The organism is Pseudomonas yamanorum (assembly GCF_013386765.1).
Classification (GTDB): Bacteria; Pseudomonadota; Gammaproteobacteria; order Pseudomonadales; family Pseudomonadaceae; genus Aquipseudomonas; species Aquipseudomonas yamanorum_A.
In genome coordinates, this window is sequence record NZ_JACARE010000003.1 from 118322 (window position 1) to 140036 (window position 21715).

General features: G+C 60.9%; 22 protein-coding genes and 1 tRNA gene. 13 read left to right on the forward strand and 10 right to left on the reverse strand.

What is annotated here, in order from left to right:
- Positions 1 to 87 precede the first annotated feature (87 nt).
- A complete protein-coding gene (locus HX875_RS01205) occupies positions 88 to 1728 on the forward strand; it encodes an ArnT family glycosyltransferase (RefSeq protein ID WP_177041027.1) in 1641 nt (546 codons plus the stop codon).
- 233 nt (positions 1729 to 1961) lie between these two features.
- Positions 1962 to 2252, forward strand: coding sequence for a hypothetical protein (locus HX875_RS01210; RefSeq protein WP_256348013.1), 291 nt, complete (start codon positions 1962 to 1964; stop codon positions 2250 to 2252).
- A 94-nt stretch (positions 2253 to 2346) separates the two neighbouring features.
- Here HX875_RS01210 and HX875_RS01215 read toward each other — a convergent pair.
- The 4 genes from HX875_RS01215 to HX875_RS01230 form a co-directional block, all read right to left on the reverse strand.
- A tRNA-Phe gene (locus tag HX875_RS01215) sits at positions 2347 to 2422 on the reverse strand.
- 103 nt (positions 2423 to 2525) lie between these two features.
- Positions 2526 to 2798, reverse strand: a complete 273-nt coding sequence (locus HX875_RS01220) for an oxidative damage protection protein (protein WP_010169058.1) — start codon at positions 2796 to 2798, stop codon at positions 2526 to 2528.
- Complete coding sequence (gene mutY, locus HX875_RS01225) at positions 2795 to 3862, reverse strand: A/G-specific adenine glycosylase (RefSeq protein WP_177041028.1); 1068 nt, start codon at positions 3860 to 3862, stop codon at positions 2795 to 2797. The genes HX875_RS01220 and mutY overlap by 4 nt, the downstream gene beginning before the upstream one ends.
- Positions 3859 to 6075: an AsmA family protein gene (locus HX875_RS01230; RefSeq protein ID WP_177041029.1), complete on the reverse strand. Its 2217-nt coding sequence runs from the start codon at positions 6073 to 6075 to the stop codon at positions 3859 to 3861. Before HX875_RS01230 ends, mutY begins: the two co-directional genes overlap by 4 nt.
- A 324-nt stretch (positions 6076 to 6399) precedes the next feature.
- Here HX875_RS01230 and HX875_RS01235 point away from each other — a divergent pair, with 324 nt between their 5' ends.
- The 7 genes from HX875_RS01235 to HX875_RS01265 all read left to right on the forward strand — a co-directional run bounded on the left by HX875_RS01235 (position 6400) and on the right by HX875_RS01265 (position 12223).
- The gene (locus HX875_RS01235; RefSeq protein ID WP_177041030.1) at positions 6400 to 8061 is read left to right on the forward strand and encodes an OFA family MFS transporter; all 1662 of its coding nucleotides are present in this window, start codon (positions 6400 to 6402) and stop codon (positions 8059 to 8061) included.
- Positions 8062 to 8352: 291 nt separating this feature from the next.
- A complete protein-coding gene (hisB, locus tag HX875_RS01240) occupies positions 8353 to 8946 on the forward strand; it encodes an imidazoleglycerol-phosphate dehydratase HisB (protein ID WP_003218037.1) in 594 nt (197 codons plus the stop codon).
- Positions 8946 to 9584: an imidazole glycerol phosphate synthase subunit HisH gene (hisH, locus tag HX875_RS01245; RefSeq protein ID WP_177041031.1), complete on the forward strand. Its 639-nt coding sequence runs from the start codon at positions 8946 to 8948 to the stop codon at positions 9582 to 9584. The genes hisB and hisH overlap by 1 nt, the downstream gene beginning before the upstream one ends.
- Positions 9584 to 9841, forward strand: a complete 258-nt coding sequence (locus HX875_RS01250) for a DUF2164 domain-containing protein (RefSeq protein WP_003218033.1) — start codon at positions 9584 to 9586, stop codon at positions 9839 to 9841. The genes hisH and HX875_RS01250 overlap by 1 nt, the downstream gene beginning before the upstream one ends.
- Before the next feature lie 39 nt (positions 9842 to 9880).
- Positions 9881 to 10618, forward strand: a complete 738-nt coding sequence (gene hisA / locus HX875_RS01255; protein ID WP_025859460.1) for a 1-(5-phosphoribosyl)-5-[(5-phosphoribosylamino)methylideneamino]imidazole-4-carboxamide isomerase — start codon at positions 9881 to 9883, stop codon at positions 10616 to 10618.
- Between the two features lie 9 nt (positions 10619 to 10627).
- Positions 10628 to 11398 (forward strand): imidazole glycerol phosphate synthase subunit HisF, encoded by a 771-nt coding sequence (gene hisF / locus HX875_RS01260; RefSeq protein ID WP_003218030.1) that lies wholly within the window; start codon positions 10628 to 10630, stop codon positions 11396 to 11398.
- 66 nt (positions 11399 to 11464) lie between these two features.
- Entirely contained in the window at positions 11465 to 12223 is a 759-nt protein-coding gene (locus HX875_RS01265; protein ID WP_177041032.1) for a substrate-binding periplasmic protein, read from the forward strand.
- On the opposite strand, the gene HX875_RS01270 is transcribed toward HX875_RS01265, so the two are convergent.
- The 5 genes from HX875_RS01270 to gpmI all read right to left on the reverse strand — a co-directional run bounded on the left by HX875_RS01270 (position 12176) and on the right by gpmI (position 18834).
- The gene (locus HX875_RS01270; RefSeq protein WP_177041033.1) at positions 12176 to 13492 is read right to left on the reverse strand and encodes a Vps62-related protein; all 1317 of its coding nucleotides are present in this window, start codon (positions 13490 to 13492) and stop codon (positions 12176 to 12178) included. The two genes, HX875_RS01265 and HX875_RS01270, sit on opposite strands and share 48 nt — an antisense overlap.
- Before the next feature lie 133 nt (positions 13493 to 13625).
- The gene (locus HX875_RS01275; RefSeq protein ID WP_177041034.1) at positions 13626 to 14408 is read right to left on the reverse strand and encodes a divergent polysaccharide deacetylase family protein; all 783 of its coding nucleotides are present in this window, start codon (positions 14406 to 14408) and stop codon (positions 13626 to 13628) included.
- 1 nt (position 14409) lies between these two features.
- Positions 14410 to 15717 carry a S41 family peptidase gene (locus HX875_RS01280; protein ID WP_003218023.1) on the reverse strand — a complete coding sequence of 436 codons (1308 nt, stop codon included), beginning with the start codon at positions 15715 to 15717 and terminating at the stop codon, positions 14410 to 14412.
- Between the two features lie 31 nt (positions 15718 to 15748).
- Positions 15749 to 17053 carry a murein hydrolase activator EnvC family protein gene (locus HX875_RS01285; RefSeq protein ID WP_177041035.1) on the reverse strand — a complete coding sequence of 435 codons (1305 nt, stop codon included), beginning with the start codon at positions 17051 to 17053 and terminating at the stop codon, positions 15749 to 15751.
- A gap of 254 nt (positions 17054 to 17307) precedes the next feature.
- Positions 17308 to 18834, reverse strand: a complete 1527-nt coding sequence (gene gpmI, locus HX875_RS01290; protein ID WP_177041036.1) for a 2,3-bisphosphoglycerate-independent phosphoglycerate mutase — start codon at positions 18832 to 18834, stop codon at positions 17308 to 17310.
- Between the two features lie 151 nt (positions 18835 to 18985).
- On the opposite strand from gpmI, the gene HX875_RS01295 reads away from it, so the two are divergent.
- The 3 genes from HX875_RS01295 to secB are packed head-to-tail and all read left to right on the forward strand — an operon-like array spanning position 18986 to position 20183.
- Complete coding sequence (locus HX875_RS01295) at positions 18986 to 19399, forward strand: rhodanese-like domain-containing protein (protein ID WP_177041037.1); 414 nt, start codon at positions 18986 to 18988, stop codon at positions 19397 to 19399.
- Position 19400: 1 nt separating this feature from the next.
- Positions 19401 to 19655, forward strand: a complete 255-nt coding sequence (grxC, locus tag HX875_RS01300; RefSeq protein ID WP_177041040.1) for a glutaredoxin 3 — start codon at positions 19401 to 19403, stop codon at positions 19653 to 19655.
- A 42-nt stretch (positions 19656 to 19697) separates the two neighbouring features.
- On the forward strand, positions 19698 to 20183 hold the full coding sequence (gene secB / locus HX875_RS01305; RefSeq protein WP_003218009.1) for a protein-export chaperone SecB: 486 nt from the start codon (positions 19698 to 19700) through the stop codon (positions 20181 to 20183).
- A gap of 157 nt (positions 20184 to 20340) precedes the next feature.
- Here the strand turns inward: secB and HX875_RS01310 are convergent, their stop codons facing one another.
- Positions 20341 to 20796: a tRNA (cytidine(34)-2'-O)-methyltransferase gene (locus tag HX875_RS01310; RefSeq protein ID WP_003218007.1), complete on the reverse strand. Its 456-nt coding sequence runs from the start codon at positions 20794 to 20796 to the stop codon at positions 20341 to 20343.
- Between HX875_RS01310 and HX875_RS01315 the strand changes: the two genes are divergently transcribed.
- Complete coding sequence (locus HX875_RS01315; RefSeq protein WP_177041041.1) at positions 20795 to 21235, forward strand: hypothetical protein; 441 nt, start codon at positions 20795 to 20797, stop codon at positions 21233 to 21235. The genes HX875_RS01310 and HX875_RS01315 overlap by 2 nt on opposite strands.
- Positions 21236 to 21715 lie beyond the last annotated feature (480 nt).

Consider the following 21715-nt stretch of genomic DNA (forward strand, 5'->3'; position numbering starts at 1 on the left):
GCGGATGAATGTTTGATTCCGTTCAGGGGTTATTCAGGAGAGTGTTCGGCAACATGGGCCGGTTTACCCCACCTGACAGGCTGAACAATGGATCAACACAACCGCTTTCGAATGGAATCGCTGGGAATCTTTTTCATCGCCTTGCTGCTGTTTACCCTGGGGATCTGGGACCAGCAGCCACAAGGCTTCGATGGCCGATGGGCCGTCTTCATGCAAGAGATGTTTCGCCACGGCCCGAGCCTCTTCCCGACCACCTATGGTGAGTCTTACCCGGACTATCCCGGCACGGCGACGTATCTCAGCTACCTCTTTGCCCGCTTGTTCGGGGCGCCCAATGATCTGGCCAACGTGATGCCTACCGCCCTGGCATCGGCCGGGGTCATGGCGCTGATCTACCGCTTGCTGGCACCGTCCGGTCGGGCGTGGGCGCTGCTGACGGTACTGCTCACCGCATTGACCGCCCAGTTGCTGGAAAAGTCGCGTTCGGTGTGCCTGGACCAGATGGTCTCGTTTCTGTGCCTGGCGAGTTTCTATCTGTTGCATACCGGCGAGCGCATGGGCTCGCGGCTGCGCCAATATGCGGTCTTTCCGTTATTCGTGGTGGCGTTTGCCATTCGCGGTCCCTTGGGGCTGGTCGAGGTGTGCGGGGTGGTCTGTGTCTACTGGGCGATGGGCCCGGCCCGCACGCGGCAAGAGCGGATTGCACTGCTGAAAAAGGTCATTGCCCACGGGGTTATCGGACTGATCCTGCTGGCAGGCTGTTGGTGGGTGCTGTTGAAGCTGGCGCGGATCAGCGGCGGCGATGCCTTTGTCGATGATGTGCTCAGGATGCAGTTTACCGGGCGCCTCGACGAAACCGGCGAGGCGTTCTACTTCTACTTCAAGTTGAGCCTGTACCGCTATTTCCCGGTGGTGCCGCTGGCGCTGGCGACGATGATTGTCCTGCGTCACAAATGGTCGGTGCGCAACGAGGATGCCGATGTGCAGTTGGCGGTGCGCCTGGCCGCCTGCGGGCTGATGATTCTGCTGGGCCTGTCCATCCCGCACTTCAAGCGCGCTTATTACATTGTGCCGATGGTGCCGATGTTCGCTGCAGTGGCGGCCTACGGCTTGCTCCAGGCCCAGGGCTGGCTGCTGGGTGTGCGTCGTGGTTATGAGTGGTTGGTGGCGGCGTTGCCGGTGCTCGGGATCGTGGTGGTGTTTGTCTGTCGGCACCTGTGGCACAAGCACGGTTACTGGCCGGACGTTTCAGTGCCGGCGTTGGTGGGTGTGCTGATTGTGCTGCAACTGGCCGCCGTGATTGCCTGGCGGCGTTTGCAGGACAGTCTCGGGCGGCGCCTGGTAGTGCTCAGCCTTATTGCATTGGCTACCCAATGGCTGGTGCTGGTGAAGGTGGTGGAGCCGGCGAAGGACCTGCAATTCGACACCAGGAACTTCGTTGGCGCGGTGGAGAAACTGCGAGCCGGCAATCCCGGGATCCTGGTGTTTGTCGATCTGGCCAAAGACACCTGGGCGATCCGCTACATCATGAACCTGGATCACGACGAGAAGCCGCTGTTCATCGGGCGCAACGAACCCTTGCTGGTGGACACGCTGCCGCGTCCCGCCTGGGTGATTGTGGAACGCAAGCAAACCGCGTTGCTCAATGGCACGCCACTGGAGCATATGGCGCCGGTGTTCAGCGGGCGATTGAATGACAACCCGCTAATGGTGTTTCTGGTGAAGTGAGTCAGTTGCCTTATTCGTCGTGGCTCCGGGGTGATGCGAGAGGCGATCACTGGGGAATTAAGGACAGATCAATAGGGTCATAAGGCGCAGCGGGTCCCCGACGGTTTGGATCGTCTTGCTGTATGGTCGTCGTTTAAATGACCGTCGGGTCTGATAAAACGCTTTGCAGCCTGCCGTAAAGCACGCGTCTGCTAGGCTTTGGTACTTTCGTAGTGATGATTTCTGGATGTGACATGGAAGCAGTAAAAATGGATTTTGCGTACGCGGGCGCTGAGAGTGCCGGTAGTGCTCACGTGATCGGCCGTTCCTGGTTTGGCGGCCTCAGTATTTGTTTTGACGGCGGCTGCAGCTACCCGTCGATGATCGGGGTGCTGGAGGCCGTGTTTAGGCGCTACGGGCGTCTGGTGCGTTTTGGTGAGTCGCTTTCGGCGCAGGATTGGATTACGCGCGTGGAGGAGAGTGGTTTTCACATCTCCGAGCAGGAGCGGGCTGCGGTGTTGACGTTGATGCGCGGAGGGGGCTGAAGGGGGGGGCAAAAAATCCAGACAACAAAAAACCCGCACCAGGCGGGTTTTTTGTGTGTTTCAGATGACGTTTGCACCACCTGAAACTAATTAGTGGTGCCCAGAGACGGAATCGAACCGCCGACACGGGGATTTTCAATCCCCTGCTCTACCGACTGAGCTATCTGGGCAACGGGGCGCATTAAACGGGTTTTTCAGGGGGTCGTCAAGCAAGTTTTCAAAAAATATTTAATTATTACCGTCGCTTACGGGCCAACCCCCAAATTTGATCAATTATTCAGCAGGTGGCACGTAGCCGTCGGCCTTGGCGTAATCTTCGCCGGAAAAGAACTTGTCCATCTCGCCTTGCAGGTATTTGCGGTCTTCGGCGTTCATCATGTTCAGGCGTTTTTCGTTGATCAGCAGGGTCTGGTGTTTTTGCCAGTCGGCCCAGGCCTTGGCAGAGACGTTGTCGAAAATGTCCTGGCCCTTGGCGCCAGGGAACGGGGCGCGTTCCAGGGCGGGCAATTCTTCGTGGTACTTGCGGCAGATGATGGTGCGGGTCATGACGGAACTCCTGCGTTCAATACTTCAGCCGCGCGCTTCAGCAGTTTCTTTACCGGGGCGGCAAGGCCCAGGCGCGGCGGGGTGGCGAGGTTATACCAGAGCCAGTCAGCCTCGGCCACGTGATGGGCAGACTCCTGGACCTGGACCAGCCAGGGTTCGATAGCCAGTTGGAAGTGGCTGAAGGTGTGGATCAGGCTCGGCAGTGCCTGTTGCTCGCCCAACGCCAGGGAGTGCTGGTTGGCCAGGTGTTCCAGGTCGCTCAGGTCATCCAGTTCCGGCAAGCTCCACAAACCGCCCCACAGGCCCGTGGAAGGGCGACGGTAAAGCAGAATCGCGCCTTCGCCATTGGCCAGCAGCGGCATCAGCGTGCGCTTCTGGGGCACGGTCTTGCGGGGTTTGGGGATCGGGTAGCGGGTTTCCAGGCCGAGCATGTGGGCTTCGCAGCCCTTTTCCAGCGGGCACAGCAGGCAACTGGGTTTGCTGCGGGTGCAGAGCGTGGCGCCCATGTCCATCATCGCCTGGGTGTAGGCATTGACCCGGTCATGGGGCGTAAAGCGCTCTGCGGTGGCCCACAACTGCTTGGCAACCTTCGGCTCGCCCGGGTAACCCTCTTGCGCGGTAAAGCGTGCCAGCACGCGTTTGACGTTGCCATCGAGGATCGGCGCCCGCAGGCCCATGCTCAGGCTGGCAATCGCGCCGGCGGTGGACAGGCCGATGCCGGGCAGCTCGGTGAGCTTTTCGACGTCACGGGGAAACTCACCGGCGTATTCGGCCACGACAATCTTCGCGGTCTTTTGCAGGTTGCGCGCCCGGGTGTAGTAACCCAGGCCGGTCCACAGGTGCAGCACTTCGTCTTCCGGCGCGGCAGCCAGGGCTTCGACTGTCGGCAGGGAAGCCATGAACCGGTCGAAGTAGTTCAGCACGGTGCTGACCTGGGTCTGCTGCAACATGATCTCCGAGACCCATACCCGGTAAGGCGTGATGCCCTGTTGCCAGGGCAGGTCGTGGCGACCGTGGCGGTCGTACCAGTCGAGCACCGCCGATGAAAATTGCTCGCTTCTCATCGTTTGAACAGGCCTTTCAGAGCATCTTTCAACTGTGGATTGACCTTGTCGAGCTTCTGCTCAAGCTTCTCGCTGAGCTTGTTGCCTGCTGCCTTGATAGCGACCTGGCTCAGGCCGTCCTTGTCCAGGCGGCAAGCCTTGGCGCCCAGTTCCAGCGGGCCGCGGCAGCGCAGTGGGACTTCGATGTTCTGGAAGTTGGAACCCACCTCGCAGGCCGGGTCCGGCACTTCGCGCTGGTCGCCTTCGACGATGATGCCGACGCGGTAGTCCATGCCCAGCACACGCAGGTCGATGTCACCGTTGCCGTTGACGGTCAGGCCCGGGATGCGCACTTTCAGGTCCGGGTTGCTGGCCACGCCGTTACGGAAGGTCAGGTTGCCCTTGAGTTCCTGGAACGGGGTGTCCTTGCCGCGCTGCTCGCCGCTGAGGGTCTTGCGGTTGAGCAAGGCGATGCCGGTGCACAGTTGTTGCTCAAGGTTGGCGTTGAGCAGCACACCGTTATTGATCACGAAGCTGGCGGTGCCGTTGAGGCTGTCGATCAGGGCCTTCTGGCTATTGCCGCGGCCATTGAGATTGCTGTCGAGGGTGAGCTGGCCCTTCACCGGCGGGTTCTGCCCCTGGGCTTGCAGGATGCGCTCGACCGGCACTTGTTTGATGCGGGTTTGCAGCGCCAGCAACGGGATGTCCTGACGCACGTCAAGGTTGCCGTTGGCCTGGAAGGTGCCGTTGTAGAGGCCGCCGCTCAAGGTGTCGAGCTTGAGCTGCCCATCGAGGCCGGAGGCTTTCAGGGCGGCGTTCTGGATCGGCAGCTTGCTCAGGGTGAGTTGGCCGAAGGACAGGTCGGCATTCACGTCCAGGGCGCGCAGGCGGGTCAGTGGCAGCAGTTTGTCGGTGCTCCACGCGCCCTTGGTCGGGGCGTCCGGCAGCGGTGTGGTGCCTCCGGCCGCCATGGCGCCGGCTTCGCTGCTTTGCACTTCAGCCTGGCGGGCGGCCGTCGCACCTTTGGCAGCGTCGGATTTGGCTGGCAGGTAGTTGTCGGCATTGAACGTGTCGGCCTTGAGCTGCACCCGCAGGGACTGCTTGGCGAAATCATCCACGGCCACGCGACCGGTGAAGGTGCTCTCGTCGAGTTTCAGGTTGAGGTCTTCAAGGGCCAGGCTGGTGGGCGTGCCCTTGAGGCGGCTGACCAGTTCGACCTTGCTCAGGCTGCCCGCGGCCATCGGTGGCAGCGGGTTGCCGACGCTGTCGAGGAACTTGGCCAGGTCAAACTGGGCAATCGACAGAGCGCCGCTGAGTTGCGGGGTCTTGTCCAGGTCGTTGACCTTCAGCTCGCCCAGGGCGCGCAGTTGGTTCAGCGACAGCTTCATGCCAGTCCATTCGGCGATGTTGGCGGAGAGATCCACCAGCAATTGGCCCTGGGTCGAAAAGGTCAGGGTCTTGCCTTGCAGCGGCTCGCCGGTGGCTTCACCGGTGAGTTTCATGTCTTCGAACTGGTAGCGCTGGAGGGCGCGTTGAATGCGCAAGTTGCCGTTCAGCTCGGTCTTGACGCGCATCAGCGGCTGGTTGGTGCCGAGGAAGGCGGTGAGTTTCAGCGGGATGCTTGCACCTTCATGCACGGCGCCGGCACTCAACTGGATGCTTTCGGCGCTGAACTGCTTGCCGGTCTGCTCGTCGTTGTATTCGACGCGGGCGTTGTTGATGGTCAGGCTGTCGATGTCCAGGCGGATCGGCTGTGGCGGCTTTTCAGGCTTGGGCGGCGTGGCCGCTTCAGCGACGGCGGGCGTGCTGGCAGGCGTGCTCGGGTCCGGCACATTCTTGCCGATGTCTTCCCAGTTGCCATGGCCATGCACATCTTTGTTCAGGCGCAGGTTCAGGCCTTCGACACGCACATCGCTCATCTGCACTTCGCGGCGCAGCAGCGGCAGCACGCGCACCGAGAGGCCGAGCATCTGCAAATCGGCAAACGGCTGGGTCGGGTTGGTCAGGGTCGCAACGCTGGCCTCGTGCAGTTCAAGGCCGAGCCAGGGGAACAGGCTCCAGCCGATGTCGCCATTGAGCGTCAGCTCGATGTGGGCCTTGTCGCGGGCAATCTGGCGAATCTCGTCTTTGTAGTCGTTGGGATCGAAGAGATGGGTCAGGGCAAAGCCTAGAGCCACAATGATCAGCAACAGCCCGAGAAGTACCAGACCCAGGATTTTGCCGAACGCTTTCATGGGCGAGTCCTTGTATGTCGTTTTAAAATTTAGCCGCAGAGTATAACGCCCGAAGGCTTACGTCAGTTCGCGGATAGTTACATTGTATCTAGAGGCCGGAAAACGGAATTTTGGCGTCAAACAAATCAGATATCCCGAAAAAGGTGATATCAGTTTGGTTTTTCTGTCATCCACAGATGCTAATCTCTGCGTGTTCGTCCGCCTTCTGCGACTAAACGTCGCGCAAAAATGGAGCTTTACTCAACAAATATGGCCACGCCTTGCGTGTAAGGCCAAAGGAGAGAGCGCCCGACGGACACATACTAATAACTGGGGGAAACACCAATGAGCACTAGCACTGTGGCAGGTTCAACTGCCGCACAGCCTGCGTTCCTGTCCAAGGAGCGCATTATCGCCAAGCCCGGGTTCAACCGTTGGCTGGTACCGCCGGCCGCCCTGGCCATCCACTTGTGCATCGGCATGGCCTATGGCTTTTCGGTGTTCTGGCTGCCGCTGTCCAAGGCGCTGGGTATTACCGCACCGGTCGCCTGCGCGCCGGACATGAGCTTTATCAGCCAGGTCTTCTCGTCCCAATGCGACTGGCCCATCTCCATGCTGGGCTGGATCTACACCCTGTTCTTCATTTTCCTGGGCTGCTCGGCAGCGATCTGGGGCGGCTGGCTGGAACATGCCGGGCCACGTAAGGCCGGTGTCGTGTCGGCCTTGTGCTGGTGTGGCGGCCTGCTGATCTCGGCATTGGGGATTTATACCCACCAGATCTGGCTGATGTGGATCGGCTCCGGGGTCATTGGCGGTATCGGCCTGGGCCTGGGCTACATCTCGCCGGTTTCGACTCTGATCAAGTGGTTCCCGGACAAACGCGGCATGGCCACCGGCATGGCGATCATGGGCTTCGGCGGCGGCGCGATGGTTGGCGCCCCGTTGGCAGCCGCGCTGATGGGCCACTTTGCCTCGCCGACCAGCGTTGGCGTGTGGCAGAGCTTCGTGGTCATGGCCGTGATCTACTTCGTGTTCATGATTGGCGGCGCCTTGTCCTACCGTGTTCCGCCGACCGGCTGGAAGCCTGAGGGCTGGACTGCCCCGGCGAAGAAAGCCAGCAACGCGATGATCACCCACCGTCACGTGCACGTGAACGTGGCCTGGAAAACCCCGCAATTCCGTCTGGTCTGGCTGGTGCTGTGCCTGAACGTGTCTGCCGGTATCGGCATCCTCGGCATGGCTTCGCCGCTGCTGCAGGAAGTGTTCGGCGGCAAGTTGCTGGGTAACGGTCTGACGTTTGGCCAGCTGGATGCCGGTCAACTGGCGGCCATCGCGGCCATTGCCGCCGGCTTTACCGGTCTGTTGAGTCTGTTCAACATCGGTGGCCGGTTCTTCTGGGCGTCGTTCTCCGACTACCTGGGCCGTAAAAACACCTACTTCGTGTTCTTCGCCCTGGGCTTTGCCCTGTACGCATTGATCCCGAACCTCGGCCATCTGGGCAACGTGGCACTGTTCGTCGCGGCCTTCTGCATCATCCTGTCGATGTACGGCGGTGGTTTTGCGACTGTCCCGGCTTACCTGGCGGACCTGTTCGGTACGCAAATGGTGGGCGCGATCCATGGTCGCCTGCTGACGGCATGGGCAGCAGCGGGCGTGTTGGGCCCGGTGCTGGTGAACTACCTGCGTGAGTATCAGTTGAGCATCGGCGTTGAACGCGCTGCGGCCTACGACATCACCTTGTACATCCTCGCCGGCCTGCTGGTGCTGGGCTTCATCTGCAACCTGCTGGTACGGCCGGTGGCAGACAAGTACTTCATGACCGACGCGGAACTGGCTGCCGAGCAGGCGCTGGGCCACGACAAGGGCGCCGATTCGAGCACCGTGCTGGAATGGAAAGCCTCTTCCGGCAGCGTGCCGTTGGCGGTTGCCGCCTGGCTGGCGGTGGGTATTCCGTTGGCGTGGGGCGTGTGGGTCACCCTGCAGAAAACCGCGGTACTGTTCCACTAACACCGCGGCAGAGTGGGCCCGGTTCCTGAGGGAACCGGGCTTGTGTGGGAGCTGGCTTGCCTGCGATAGCATCACCATGGTGTAACTGAAACACCGAGGTGTCTGCATCGCAGGCAAGCCAGCTCCCACATAATCCAGTCCCGCCTGAACCCGTGCTCACCTGTATGCACATGTCTATCCCCGACATTCCTCGCGTCAACTCGTCAGTCTTATCCCCTCCGATGTTTCTGTTTAGCGCCCGCGCCCCTATAATGGCTGCCTTTTTCGCCCAATGATTTTGCGGAGCTGGTGATGGCCGAACGTAAGGCGTCCGTCGAGCGCGACACTCTGGAAACCCAGATCAAAGCCTCGATTAACCTGGATGGCACCGGAAAGGCCCGATTTGATATCGGTGTACCTTTTCTTGAGCACATGCTGGACCAGATCGCCCGTCACGGGCTGATCGACCTGGATATCGTCAGCAAGGGCGACCTGCATATCGACGACCACCACACCGTGGAGGATGTCGGTATCACGTTGGGCCAGGCATTTGCCAAGGCCATCGGCGACAAGAAAGGCATCCGTCGCTACGGCCACGCCTATGTCCCGCTGGATGAAGCGCTGTCGCGTGTGGTCATCGACTTCTCCGGCCGCCCGGGCCTGCAGATGCACGTGCCGTACACCCGCGCCACCGTGGGCGGCTTCGACGTCGACCTGTTCCAGGAATTCTTCCAGGGCTTCGTCAACCACGCGCTGGTCAGCCTGCACATCGACAACCTGCGTGGCACCAACACCCACCACCAGATCGAGACCGTGTTCAAGGCCTTCGGTCGCGCCCTGCGCATGGCCGTGGAGCTGGATGACCGCATGGCCGGGCAAATGCCGTCGACCAAGGGCGTCCTGTAATGCAGACGGTCGCGGTTATCGATTACGGCATGGGTAACCTGCACTCGGTGGCCAAGGCCCTCGAACACGTAGGTGCCGGCAAGGTGCTGATCACCAGCGATGCCGACGTGATTCGCGAAGCCGACCGGGTGGTTTTCCCGGGGGTCGGCGCGATTCGCGACTGCATGGCCGAGATTCGCCGCCTGGGCTTCGACAGCCTGGTGCGTGAAGTCAGCCAGGACCGGCCGTTCCTCGGCATCTGCGTGGGCATGCAAGCCTTGCTCGACAGCAGTGAAGAGAACGACGGCGTCGACTGCATCGGCCTGTTCCCGGGCCAGGTGAAGTTTTTCGGCAAGGGCCTGCACGAAGACGGCGAGCACCTGAAGGTGCCGCACATGGGCTGGAACGAAGTGCGCCAGACCGTGGATCACCCGCTGTGGCACAACGTGCCGGACCTTGCGCGTTTCTACTTCGTGCACAGCTACTACATCGCCGCCGGTAACCCGCGCCAGGTGGTGGGTGGCGGGCACTATGGCGTCGACTTCGCCGCGGCCCTGGCCGACGGTTCGCGCTTTGCCGTGCAGTTCCACCCGGAGAAGAGCCATACCCATGGCCTGCAATTGCTGCAGAACTTCGCCGCGTGGGACGGGCGCTGGTAATGGCCAAGAAGGTCAAGCCGCCGATCCTGAACCTCACTCCCCAGCAGGAGAGTGAGGCCACCGACAAGATCAAGCGTTTCATGGAAGACCGCTTCGAGCTCAAGCTCGGTTCGTTCGAGGTTGCAGAAATCCTCGAACTGTTCACCACTGAAATTGCTCCGCACTATTACAACAGGGCGATTTTCGATGTGCAGACGCACCTTAAAGAAAGGTTCGAAAGCATCGAAAGCGACTTGTGGGCGCTCGAGAAACCCTGATTTCCCGAGCAACGCTGAATATCGAATAAGGTTTGCCAGATGCTGATTATTCCCGCTATCGATCTCAAGGACGGCGCCTGCGTACGTCTGCGCCAGGGCCGTATGGAAGATTCCACGGTGTTCTCCGATGACCCGGTGAGCATGGCTGCCAAGTGGGTGGAAGGTGGCTGCCGTCGTCTGCATCTGGTGGACTTGAACGGTGCGTTCGAAGGCCAGCCGGTCAACGGTGAAGTGGTCACGGCGATTGCCAAGCGCTACCCGAACCTGCCGATCCAGATCGGCGGCGGCATCCGTTCCCTGGAAACCATCGAGCATTACGTGAAAGCGGGCGTGAGCTACGTGATCATCGGTACCAAGGCGGTCAAAGACCCTGCCTTTGTTGCCGAAGCCTGCCGTGCATTTCCCGGCAAGGTGATCGTGGGCCTGGACGCCAAAGACGGTTTCGTCGCCACCGATGGCTGGGCCGAGATCAGCACCGTCCAGGTGATCGACCTGGCCAAGCAGTTTGAAGCCGACGGCGTCTGCGCCATCGTTTATACCGACATCGCCAAAGACGGCATGATGCAGGGCTGCAACGTGCCGTTCACCGCTGCGTTGGCTGCCGCCACGAAGATCCCGGTGATCGCGTCCGGCGGTATCCATAACCTGGGCGACATCAAGTCGCTGCTGGACGCAAAGGCGCCAGGGATCATCGGCGCCATCACCGGCCGTGCGATCTATGAAGGCACCCTGGACGTCGCTGAAGCCCAGGCTTACTGCGACGCCTACAACGGCTGAGGACTGACCATGGCGCTGGCCAAACGCATCATCCCTTGCCTGGACGTCGACAACGGTCGCGTGGTCAAGGGCGTCAAGTTCGAGAACATCCGTGACGCCGGCGACCCGGTGGAAATCGCCCGTCGCTACGACGAACAGGGTGCTGACGAGATTACCTTTCTCGACATCACCGCCAGCGTCGACGGTCGTGATACCACACTGCATACCGTCGAGCGCATGGCCAGCCAGGTGTTTATCCCGCTGACCGTGGGCGGTGGCGTGCGCACCGTGCAAGACATTCGCAACCTGCTGAACGCCGGCGCAGACAAGGTCTCGATCAACACCGCGGCCGTGTTCAATCCGGAGTTTGTCGGCGAAGCCGCGCAGCACTTCGGCTCGCAGTGCATCGTGGTGGCCATCGATGCCAAGAAAGTCTCAGGCCCCGGCGAAACCCCGCGCTGGGAGATCTTCACCCACGGCGGGCGCAAGCCAACCGGGCTGGACGCGGTGCAGTGGGCGATGAAGATGGAGGCCCTGGGCGCCGGTGAAATCCTGCTGACCAGCATGGACCAGGACGGCATGAAAAACGGCTTCGACCTGGGCGTGACCCGCGCCATCAGCGATGCCCTGGGCATCCCGGTGATTGCTTCGGGCGGCGTCGGCAACCTGCAGCACCTGGCCGATGGCGTGATCGAAGGCCACGCCAGCGCAGTGCTGGCGGCGAGCATTTTCCACTTCGGCGAATACACCGTGCCTGAGGCAAAGGCCTACATGGCGGCGCGCGGTATCGTCGTACGCTAAACGTCACTGGACACCATGGCAGGCTCGCGGCACTCTCTGGGCTTGCCATGGATTCCGGTAACTTTCATGTTCAAAGACCTGCTGCTCGCCCTTGCCAGTACTACCGTTCTGTTGACGGGTTCGGCTCACGCTGATGAACCGTCCGACAGCGCTTCCCTGGTGCTGCTGACGGAAAACTTTCCGCCGTACAACATGGCAAAAAACGGCAAGAACTTCGCCAAGGAAGAGAACATCGAAGGCATCGCCGTGGACATCGTCCGCGAGACCTTCCAGCGTGCCGGCATTTCCTACAACCTCACCCTGCGTTTCCCTTGGGAGCGAATCTACAAACTCGCCCTGGAAAAACCCGGCTACGGTGTGTTCGTGATGGCGCGCCTGCCGGACCGTGAGGCGTTGTTCAAGTGGGTCGGCCCCATCGGCCCGGACGATTGGGTGCTGCTGGCCAAGGCTGACAGCAAGATCCAGTTGAGCGACCTTGAGCAGGCCCGGCGCTACAAGATCGGCGCCTACAAGGGCGATGCCATCGCCGAGAGCCTGGAGAAGCAGGGCCTGAAGCCGGTCATCGTGCTGCGGGACCAGGACAATGCGCAGAAACTGATCGATGGCCAGATCGACCTCTGGGCAACCGGTGACCCGGCGGGCCGTTATCTGGCGCGCCAGGTCGGGGTGACGGGGTTCAAGACCGTACTGCGCTTCAACAGCGCCGAGCTGTATCTGGCATTGAACAAGAATGTGCCGGATGACGTGGTGGCCAAGCTTCAGGCAGCCCTGGATCAGTTACGAGAAGAAGGTGTCGTCGATCAAATCATGGGGCGTTATCTCTAAAGCCGTTTCTCCTGGCGGGGTAACAGGTGCTTCCTCGACCGGGCCTGGCTCTACGGGTGGAACCAGGACGGGTGCTGGTTCGTCTACCTCAGGCGCCTGTGCCGTTGATTCGCTGAAATACACTGTGTCGCCGTTGGTGTAGCTGACGGTGGCTGCCAATTGGCTGCCGTCCTGTCGATAGAGCTTGTATTCGCTGCGTACAACGTAGGCCGCGATGGTCTGGCTCGCCGGCACGTAGGCCGCCACTTCCAGCGAGGTTGAAGTGCCCCAGCCTTTCGCTGATTGGGCGGTATGGGTGAAGGACTTGTTCAGGTGTGCAGAAAAAATCACCGGTCGAGTAATCGGTGACCACTCGTACGCAAACTCAATACCCGTCGCCGCTATGAAGTCTACCGAGCTATCGCCTGCCTCGCCCTTGCGTGCCGTCCAGTTGAACGTTTTGCCCTGGAGCGTCGTATTGTGCCCAACGCCGACAGGTAGATAGCGGTCGCTTCTTTCCAGTCGATAGATGGGCGATTGATGCAGTTGCTCAAGTGGCGTCAGGTTGCTGTCTTTCACGACAAACCACGGCAACTCGCAAACGTGGGAAGACGCTTCGGTTTCTTCCAGGGCAAGCGGTGTGGGTGGTGCAGGCAGGGTGCTTTCCTGCACTGCCAGCTCCATGCGCAAGGCGTACGGCCTGGCGCCGAAAGAAGGCCGGGTCCAGCTGTCGGCGCCGTAAAAGGTGCCCGCTGCGATATAGGCTTCTGCGGGCTGGACGTCGGGGGTGTGGATGTCCCAGGCGCTGAAGTCTATGCGAGACCCGCTGCCCTTGTCGCTCCATATCGGGTTGCCGATATAGGCATCGACCACCAGGTCAGCCCGGACACAACGAATCGCATTCAGTGTCGGTTTGTCATAACCGATACAGCAGACCATCCCCATTGCCACATAGCCTTCGGGAGGCACGGGTTTCCATACGGAACACTCGGATCGAACCTTCTTTCCGGAGTTTTTCCAGACCAGATTAAAGTCCACCGGCGCTCGAAGCGCAGTGCCATTGACGCTGTCTGCTTCGCTGACCACCGCGACGAATTTTCGGTTATTGATCGTGCGATAGTCGCTGACGATCACGTCACCCAATGAAGAAAAACTGTTCAGCGCATCGGCCGTTGTGTTGGGGCGCCAAAAGGTGGCAGCTTTATCGACGCCTGAATCCTTGGCGCTCCAGAGCAGGTCAAACTCCGTGGTGAAGTTGATCAGCAGATCTTTGAATCGTATGGGTTGCATGGTTTGTCGTCCCAATTCTATTAAAAGTTGCAGGCCCCGGTATGGGTGGCCTGTGCGGCTGCGCTGCAACTATTGAATAAAACGGGAGGCGCCCAGCGGTAGCTATATAGAGCGCCCGGAACCCATCACGGGGTCAGCGATAGGTGCCGTCTTTGCCATGGCCAGCCATCGCGCGATTGCTGCGCAGGCTGATCATCAGCTTGATATCGATCCACTCGATGCCCTGGGCCTTGAGCTTGGGCAGCTCGCGTTCCAGTACCGCCAGCGTCTGTGGATAAGGGTGGCCGATCATCACCGCCGAACCCTGTTTGTGGGCCAGCTTGATCGCGGTTTGCAGTTGGGTGGTGATGGCCGCTTCAGTGCGCTCGTCATCGAGGAACACGTCCCGCGAGACGCTGGCCAAACCGATCTTCTGCGCTTCGGCAGCGGCCACGGTCTGGGCGCTGGTGCGGCTGTCGACGAAGAACTTGTGGCGCCGTTGCAATTCGCCCATCAACCACGCCATGGCCTCGGGCTGCGCTGTCATGCGGCTGCCCATGTGGTTGTTGATACCGGCGGTGTACGGCACGGCCTTGAAGGCGGCGTCCAGGCGTTTGCCGAGTTCTGCGATGGGCAACTCCGGGTGCCAGGCGAACGGGCCGGTGGCCGGGTCCATGGGCATGTGCAGGATCACGATCTTGCCGGCCTTGTGGGCTTCGCGGGCGAATTCGGCGGCGTGGGGTGTGTCGGGCATGATCGCCGTGGTCACAGGGCCAGGCAGGGCGAGCACGCGACGATCCCGGGGCAGATTTTGCCCGAGGTCGTCGATGATCAGGGTCAGGTAGGCTTTGTGTTCAGCGGGGGCAGTACTGGCGGGGTTGCCTTGGGCAACTCCCGCCAGACAGCACAGCAAAGCGATGATCAGGCCACGACGCATATCAACGGCTGCGCGTAATGCTCAGGCCCTTGAGCAGGCTCAGTGCCTGGGCCAACTGGTAATCGTCGTCCTGTGGCATCGGCTTGGCTTTGGAGCCGCTGCCGGTAGGCTGGTCGGCGCCGCCGTTGCCGTTGCCCAGGTGACCTTGCAGGTCGGCTTCCTTGTAGAACTCGCTGTCGGCCTCGTTGGTGATCTTGGCCTTGCGCACTTCGATGTCCGGCACGATGCCCTGGGCCTGGATCGAGCGACCATTTGGCGTGTAGTACAGCGCCGTGGTGATCTTCAAGGCGCGCTCGTTGTTCAGCGGCAGCACGGTTTGCACCGAGCCTTTGCCGAAGCTGGTGGTGCCCATCAGCACGCCGCGTTTCTGGTCTTGCAGGGCGCCGGCGACGATTTCCGAGGCCGAGGCGCTGCCGCCGTTGATCAGCACAACCATCGGCACGCCTTCGCTGAGGTCGTTGCCGGTGGCCGAGAAGCGCAGTTCGGAGTTGGCGATACGGCCCTTGGTGTAGACGATCAGGCCCTTGGTGATGAAGTGGTCGACCACTTCCACTGCCGCCTGCAACACGCCGCCCGGGTTGTTACGCAGGTCGAGCACGATGCCGCTGAGTTTCTTGCCGTTGTCTTTACGCAGCTTGGCCAGGGCCTTGGCCACTTCGTCGCCGGTCTTGACCTGGAACTGGGTGATGCGGATGTAACCGTAGCCCGACTCCAGCAACTGGCTCTTCACGCTCTTGACCGTGATGGTGGCGCGGGTCAGCGTCACGTCGAACGGTGTACCGCCGTCGCGCACCAGGGTCAGGGTAATTTTCTGGCCGATCTTGCCGCGCATCTTGTCGACGGCTTCGGTCATGGTCTGGCCGCGGGTCGGCTGGCCGTTGATCTTGACGATAAAGTCGCCGGCCTGGATGCCGGCCTTCGACGCCGGGGTGTCATCGATCGGCGAGACCACCTTGATGTTGCCGTCGTCGGCACCGACTTCGATGCCCAGGCCACCGAATTCACCGCTGGTGCTTTCCTGCAGCTCCGCGAAATCTTCCGGGCCGAGGTAAGCGGAGTGCGGGTCAAGGTTGCTGAGCATGCCCTTGATGGCATTTTCCAGCAGGGTCTTGTCGTCCACAGGTTCGACATAGGCAGCCTTGATCCGGTCCATGACCTCGGCAAAGGTGCGCAACTCGTCCAGCGGCAGCGGGGCCTTGGTGGTCGCGGCCGTGGCTGACTGGGCGGTCTGGTCGGCGAATGCCAAAGGCGCGCCGATCACCAGGGCGATCGTCAGGGCCAGCGATGTGAGGCGGGACAAATGCAGCATGTCGAACGAACTCCTAATGTAGATGCGACCCTTATCCTTGGGTGCGGCACCATTGTGCTGGGTCGCTCGGGCGGCCCTGCTGACGAATAGCGAAGTACAGCGCCGGAGTGTCCTGGCCACCACTGTTACCGACAGTGGAGATGGATTCACCGGCTTTTACAACATCACCTGCCGCTTTAAGCAAAGTTTGATTGTGGCCGTAAAGGCTCAAATAGCCATTACCGTGGTCAAGAATCACCAACAAACCTGCGCCACGCAGCCAATCGGCGAACACCACACGGCCGCCGTGAATGGCATGGACCTGGGTGCCGGCACCGGCACTGATCATCACACCGTCCCACTTGGCGCGGGTGTCATCGCCACGGGTTTCACCAAAGCGTGCCAGTAGTCGACCATCAACTGGCCATGGAAGTTTGCCTCGGGCCGAAGCAAAAGGTCCGCCGAAGGATTCGCCGGCGCTGGAAACCAGCGGGCCAGGGGCTGCGCGCGCCGGTTTACGCGGGGCCGGGGCGTCGGTGGTGGCGCTGGCGACTGCCTCGGCGGCCTCACGCTCGCGCTTTTTTTCGGCTTCCTGCTGGGCGATCAGCGCTTTTTGCCGCGCTTCTTCGGCCTCGCGGGCCTGGCGAGCCAGGGTTTCCTCGATGGTTTTCAGGACTTTGGCCAGGTCGGCCTGGTCTTGCTCGCGATTCTTGAGCTTCGTGTCGCGGGCCTTTACGTCGTCGTTCAGCTTGGCCAGCGCTTGCTGGCGCTCCTTGCGCACCTTGTCCAGCTCGTCGCGCTGGCTGTCGAGGGCGCTTTTCTGGTCGAGCAACTGCGACTGCTGGTTGGCGATCTCGGTTTCGACATTGGCCAACTGGCGCAGGGTCTCGTTGAAGCTTTTCAGTTGCTCCAGGCGGGCCTTGCTCAGGTAGTCGTAATAGGTAAGGGTGCGAGCGAATTTTTCCGGGTTCTGCTGGTTGAGCAGCAGCTTGAGGTATTCCTGGCGGCCGTTCTGGTAGGCGGCGCGGGCCTGGATCGCGATCAGGCGTTGCTGTTCAACGCGGGCGCTCTGGAGTTTTTTTTTCTCACCGTCGAGTCGCTCCAGTTCCGACTCGCTCTTCTTTAGTTCCTTTTGCAGCTCCTGGACCTGCTTCTCCAGCTTGCCCATCTCGGTTTCCGTGCCGCGCAGGTCTTTCTGCACACCGGATTTCTCTTCCTGGAGCTTGCCGAGCAGTTTCTTCAGCTCGGTAATGTCCTGACGCGTAGCGTCCAACTGTTGTTGGGTTTGTGCGCGCTCATCGGCAAACGCCGGTTGGAGCAGGCAGACAAGAGCGAGGGTAATCAAGGCGCGAAGCATAGAGGCGGGCGACACCAGGGAAAGGGACGGCCTAGTATGCCCGGCCCACGCTGCAAAAAAAACGCCCAATTCGGCAAGGCAGGCAAGTTAGGTGCCGAGTGGCGGCAGTATGGCAAAAGGACATCCCTGAAGCCGCCTCCGAACCTTGTGGGAGCTGGCTTGCCGGCGATGCAGGCACCTCGGTGTTTCAGATACACCAGGTTGATGCTATCGCAGGCAAGCCAGCTCCCACAGGATTACGTGGTGCTTCGGGGTCAGACCAGGATTGAGGTCCCGGTCATCTCTTTCGGCTTCTCCAGACCCATCAGCATCAACATGGTCGGTGCCACGTCGGCCAGCACGCCGCCGTCACGCACTTTCAGGTCGCGCTTGCCAACGTAGATGAACGGCACCGGCTCGGTGGTGTGGGCGGTGTGGGCCTGGCCGGTGGATTCGTCGGACATCTGCTCGCAGTTGCCGTGGTCGGCGGTGATCAGCGCTTCGCCGCCCACCTTGTCCAGGGCGTCGACGATGCGGCCCACGCACAGGTCCAGGCATTCCACGGCTTTCACCGCCGCTTCCAGGTTGCCGCTGTGGCCCACCATGTCGCCGTTGGCGTAGTTGACCACGATCACGTCATAACGCTGGTGCTCGATGGCGTCGACGATCTTGTCCGTGACTTCCGGGGCACTCATTTCCGGCTGCAGGTCGTAGGTGGCGACTTTTGGCGAGGGGATCAGGATGCGTTCTTCGCCCGGGAACGGTTCTTCACGACCGCCGGAGAAAAAGAAGGTCACGTGGGCGTATTTCTCGGTTTCGGCAATGCGCAGTTGGGTCTTGCCGTTTTTCGCCAGGTAATCCCCCAGCACGTTTTCCAGGCTGCCCGGGGCAAATGCAGACGGGGCCGGGATGTTGGCGGCGTATTGGGTCAGCATCACGAATTCGACTTTCGGCTGGCGGGCGCGCTGGAAGTCCTTGAAACCGTCATCGACAAACACATGGCTCAGCTCGCGGGCACGGTCGGCGCGGAAGTTCATGAACACCAGTGCGTCGCCGTCTTCGATCTTCACCGGCTCACCGATGGTGGTGGCCTTGACGAATTCGTCGCTCTCGCCACGGGCGTAGGCGGCTTCCAGGCCTTCCTGGGCGGTGGCGGCGTTGTATTCGGCCTGGCCGTCGGCGATCAGGTTGTAGGCCTGGGCCACGCGGTCCCAGCGGTTGTCACGGTCCATCGCGAAGTAACGGCCCACCAGGCTGGCGATGCGGCCTTTGCCGAGGGTCTTGAAGGTTTCGTCCAGCAGTTCGATGGAGGACTGGGCGCTTTTTGGCGGGGTGTCGCGGCCGTCGAGGAAGGCGTGCAGGTAGATCTTCTCGGCACCGCGCTTGAAGGCCAGTTCGGCCATGGCGATCAGGTGGTCCTGGTGGCTGTGGACGCCGCCGTCCGACAGCAGGCCCATGAAGTGCACCGCCTTGCCGGCCTTGACCGCTTTATCCACGGCCGCGCAGATGGTCGGGTTCTCGAAGAATTCGCCGTCGCGGATCGCTTTGGTCACGCGGGTGAAGTCTTGATATACCACTCGTCCGGCGCCGAGGTTCATGTGGCCGACCTCCGAGTTGCCCATCTGGCCGTCCGGCAGGCCAACATCCATGCCCGACCCGGAGATCAGGCCGTTCGGTACGGTAGCGCTCAGACGGTCCAGTACGGGCTTGCTGGCCGAGTACACAGCGTTGTCGTGGTGGCTTTCACTGTGTCCGAAGCCATCGAGAATTATCAGGACCAAAGGTTTAGGCGTAGTAGTCATAGATCCTCTCGCGGCGGTAATGAATGAAGGCAATTGAAAAGGGAGTGGCAGTTTAAAGCGAAGTTCCGACCACGTCACCGCTTTACGGGGGTTGGCCGACCATGACGGCTGTGTATACTTACCGCCATTTTAACGCCCTGGAACCTCCTTGATGGTTGATCACCTGATTGCATTTGCCACTACCCACTATTTGCTCGCTGGTGCGTTCGTCGTACTGCTGGCGCTGCTGATCGCTCACGAAATGAGCCGCGGTGGCCGCAGCCTCAGCACGTCGGAGTTGACCGCTCTGGTCAACAAGGATGAGGCCGTAGTGGTGGACATTCGTCCCGCCAAGGATTTCGCCGCCGGTCACATTGTTGGCGCGCTGAACATTCCCCAGGACAAACTGATTTCGCGTCTGGCCGAGCTGGAAAAGTACAAGGCCAAGACCATCATCCTGGTCGATGCCCAGGGTCAGCACTCCGGCACCCACGCCCGCGAGATGCTGAAAACCGGCTTCAACGCCGCCAAACTGTCGGGTGGTATCTCCAGCTGGCGTGGCGATAACCTGCCGCTGGTGAAGTGATATGAGCCAGGTTGTCGTTTATTCCAGCGATTATTGCCCTTATTGCATGCGGGCCAAGGCCTTGCTTGAGAAAAAGGGCATTGCCTTCGACGAGATCAAGGTTGATGGCAAGCCCCAGGTGCGCGCCGAGATGACCAGGAAAGCGGGACGCACTTCCGTGCCGCAGATCTGGATCGGTGACAAGCATGTCGGTGGATGCGATGACCTGTTCGCACTCGAGCGCGCCGGTAAACTGGATGCGCTGCTTCACGTCTGACTCACAACCCCTAAAAGACCCCAAGATCACGAAGGATCTGCGATGACTGACCAACAGAACACCGAAGCGGCAGCAGAAGAGGCTCAAGGCCCACAATTTTCCCTGCAGCGTATTTACGTACGCGACTTGTCGTTCGAAGCGCCAAAAAGCCCGGCCATCTTCCGTCAGGAATGGACCCCGAGCGTCGCGCTGGACCTGAACACCCGTCAAAAGGCCCTGGAAGGCGACTTCCACGAGGTCGTGCTGACCTTGTCGGTGACCGTCAAGAACGGCGAAGAAGTGGCCTTCATCGCTGAAGTGCAGCAGGCCGGTATCTTCCTGATCCAGGGCCTGGACGAAGCGTCCATGAGCCACACCCTGGGCGCGTTCTGCCCGAACATCCTGTTCCCGTATGCCCGTGAGACCCTGGACAGCCTGGTCACTCGTGGCTCGTTCCCGGCGCTGATGCTGGCTCCGGTGAACTTCGATGCCCTGTATGCGCAAGAGCTGCAGCGCATGCAACAGGAAGGTTCGCCAACGGTTCAATAATTTCGAACCTGACGCAGAACTAAATGTGGGAGCCGGTTTGTGTGGGAGCTGGCTTGCCTGCGATAGCATCACCGCGGTGTGACTGACACACCGAGGTGCTTGCATCGCGGGCAAGCCCGGCTCCCACACAAGCCCGCTCCCACATTTGTTATGTGCGTTACTTGAAACCGAGTTGCCGCCAACCTTCGTAAACGGCCACGGCCACGGTGTTGGACAGGTTCAAGCTGCGGCAGCCTTCGCGCATCGGCAGGCGCAGGCGGTGGCCGTCGGGCAGGGCGTCGAGCACGTCCGCCGGCAGGCCCCGGCTTTCCGGGCCGAACAGGAAGGCGTCGCCTTCGGCAAAGCTGGCATCATGGAACGGCCGCGAGCCCTTGGTGGTAAACGCGAACAACCGAGGGTGGTTCAGGCTTTCCAGGCAGCTGGCAAGGTCGGCGTGGCGTTGCAGAGTGGCGTACTCGTGGTAGTCCAGCCCGGCGCGGCGCAGGCGCTTGTCGTCCATGTCGAAGCCCAGCGGCTCGATCAAATGCAGGTGGCAGCCACTGTTGGCGCACAGCCTGATAACGTTGCCGGTATTCGGCGGAATTTCTGGTTGAAAAAGGATGACGTGAAACATGCACGGCTCCGAAGGCAAAGATGCGCTGCATTCTACCCCTGAAGAAGATCCCAGGCCGAAGCTTCTGCCACGGGTTTTAGGCTCGTTGGCGATTGTCGGCCTGATGGTGGGCCTGATGATCGGCCGGCTGACCACCCCAGACCCGGTTGAGCTGCAGCAGGTAGAGCCCGCCGCTGATGGCCTGGTGGTGTGGTTCAACAGCGAACCCAAGCTGCACGGCGAGCATATCGACGGCACCGTGGCGCTGTTGTTCGATGCGCTGGGCAAGGCTCAGGGTGGGCAACTGAAGGTCAATGACAAGGATGTGAACTGGCGCGTGCGCAAGACCGATGGCGGCTTGCTGCTGAACCTGGTGGCGGCTCGGCCGTTGCGCGGGGAATGGTCGGGGGAGAAGGTCGAAGGACGCTGGCGGTTGGAGATCCATCTCCGGGAGGAATAAAAGAGGGAATCCCCGGCCTGCCTGTACCAAGGTTCCCAAAACGGGCTGGGGCTATGGGCGAGTTGCCTCATAAGCCCCGGGTGTAAAGAAGGGAGTTCCCGGCCTGCCTGTACCAGGGCTCCCAAAACGGGGTGAAGCCAAAGGCTTCGGTGTTAAAGAGGGAATCCCCGGCCTGCCTGTACCGAGGTTCCCGAAACGGGTGTGGGGCGCGACGCGATCCGCATCAAGCACCCCGGGTGTAAAGAGGGGATTCTCGGCCTGCCTGTACCAAGGTCCCCGAAACTGGGTAGTAACAGGGTTATTGCAGGGCGCGTGCCAGAATTGAAAAGTTGTGCCAAAAAATTTCTTCAGAAAGCGCAAAGCCCCGGAATACGGGGCTTTGGCGTTTTCAGCTTTTAATATTTATTTAACAAGGCATGTGTTTAAGGCGTTGGATGCGTGCGCGATGCCGGTTCGTGGTGCATTGAAGCGGTGCACGGT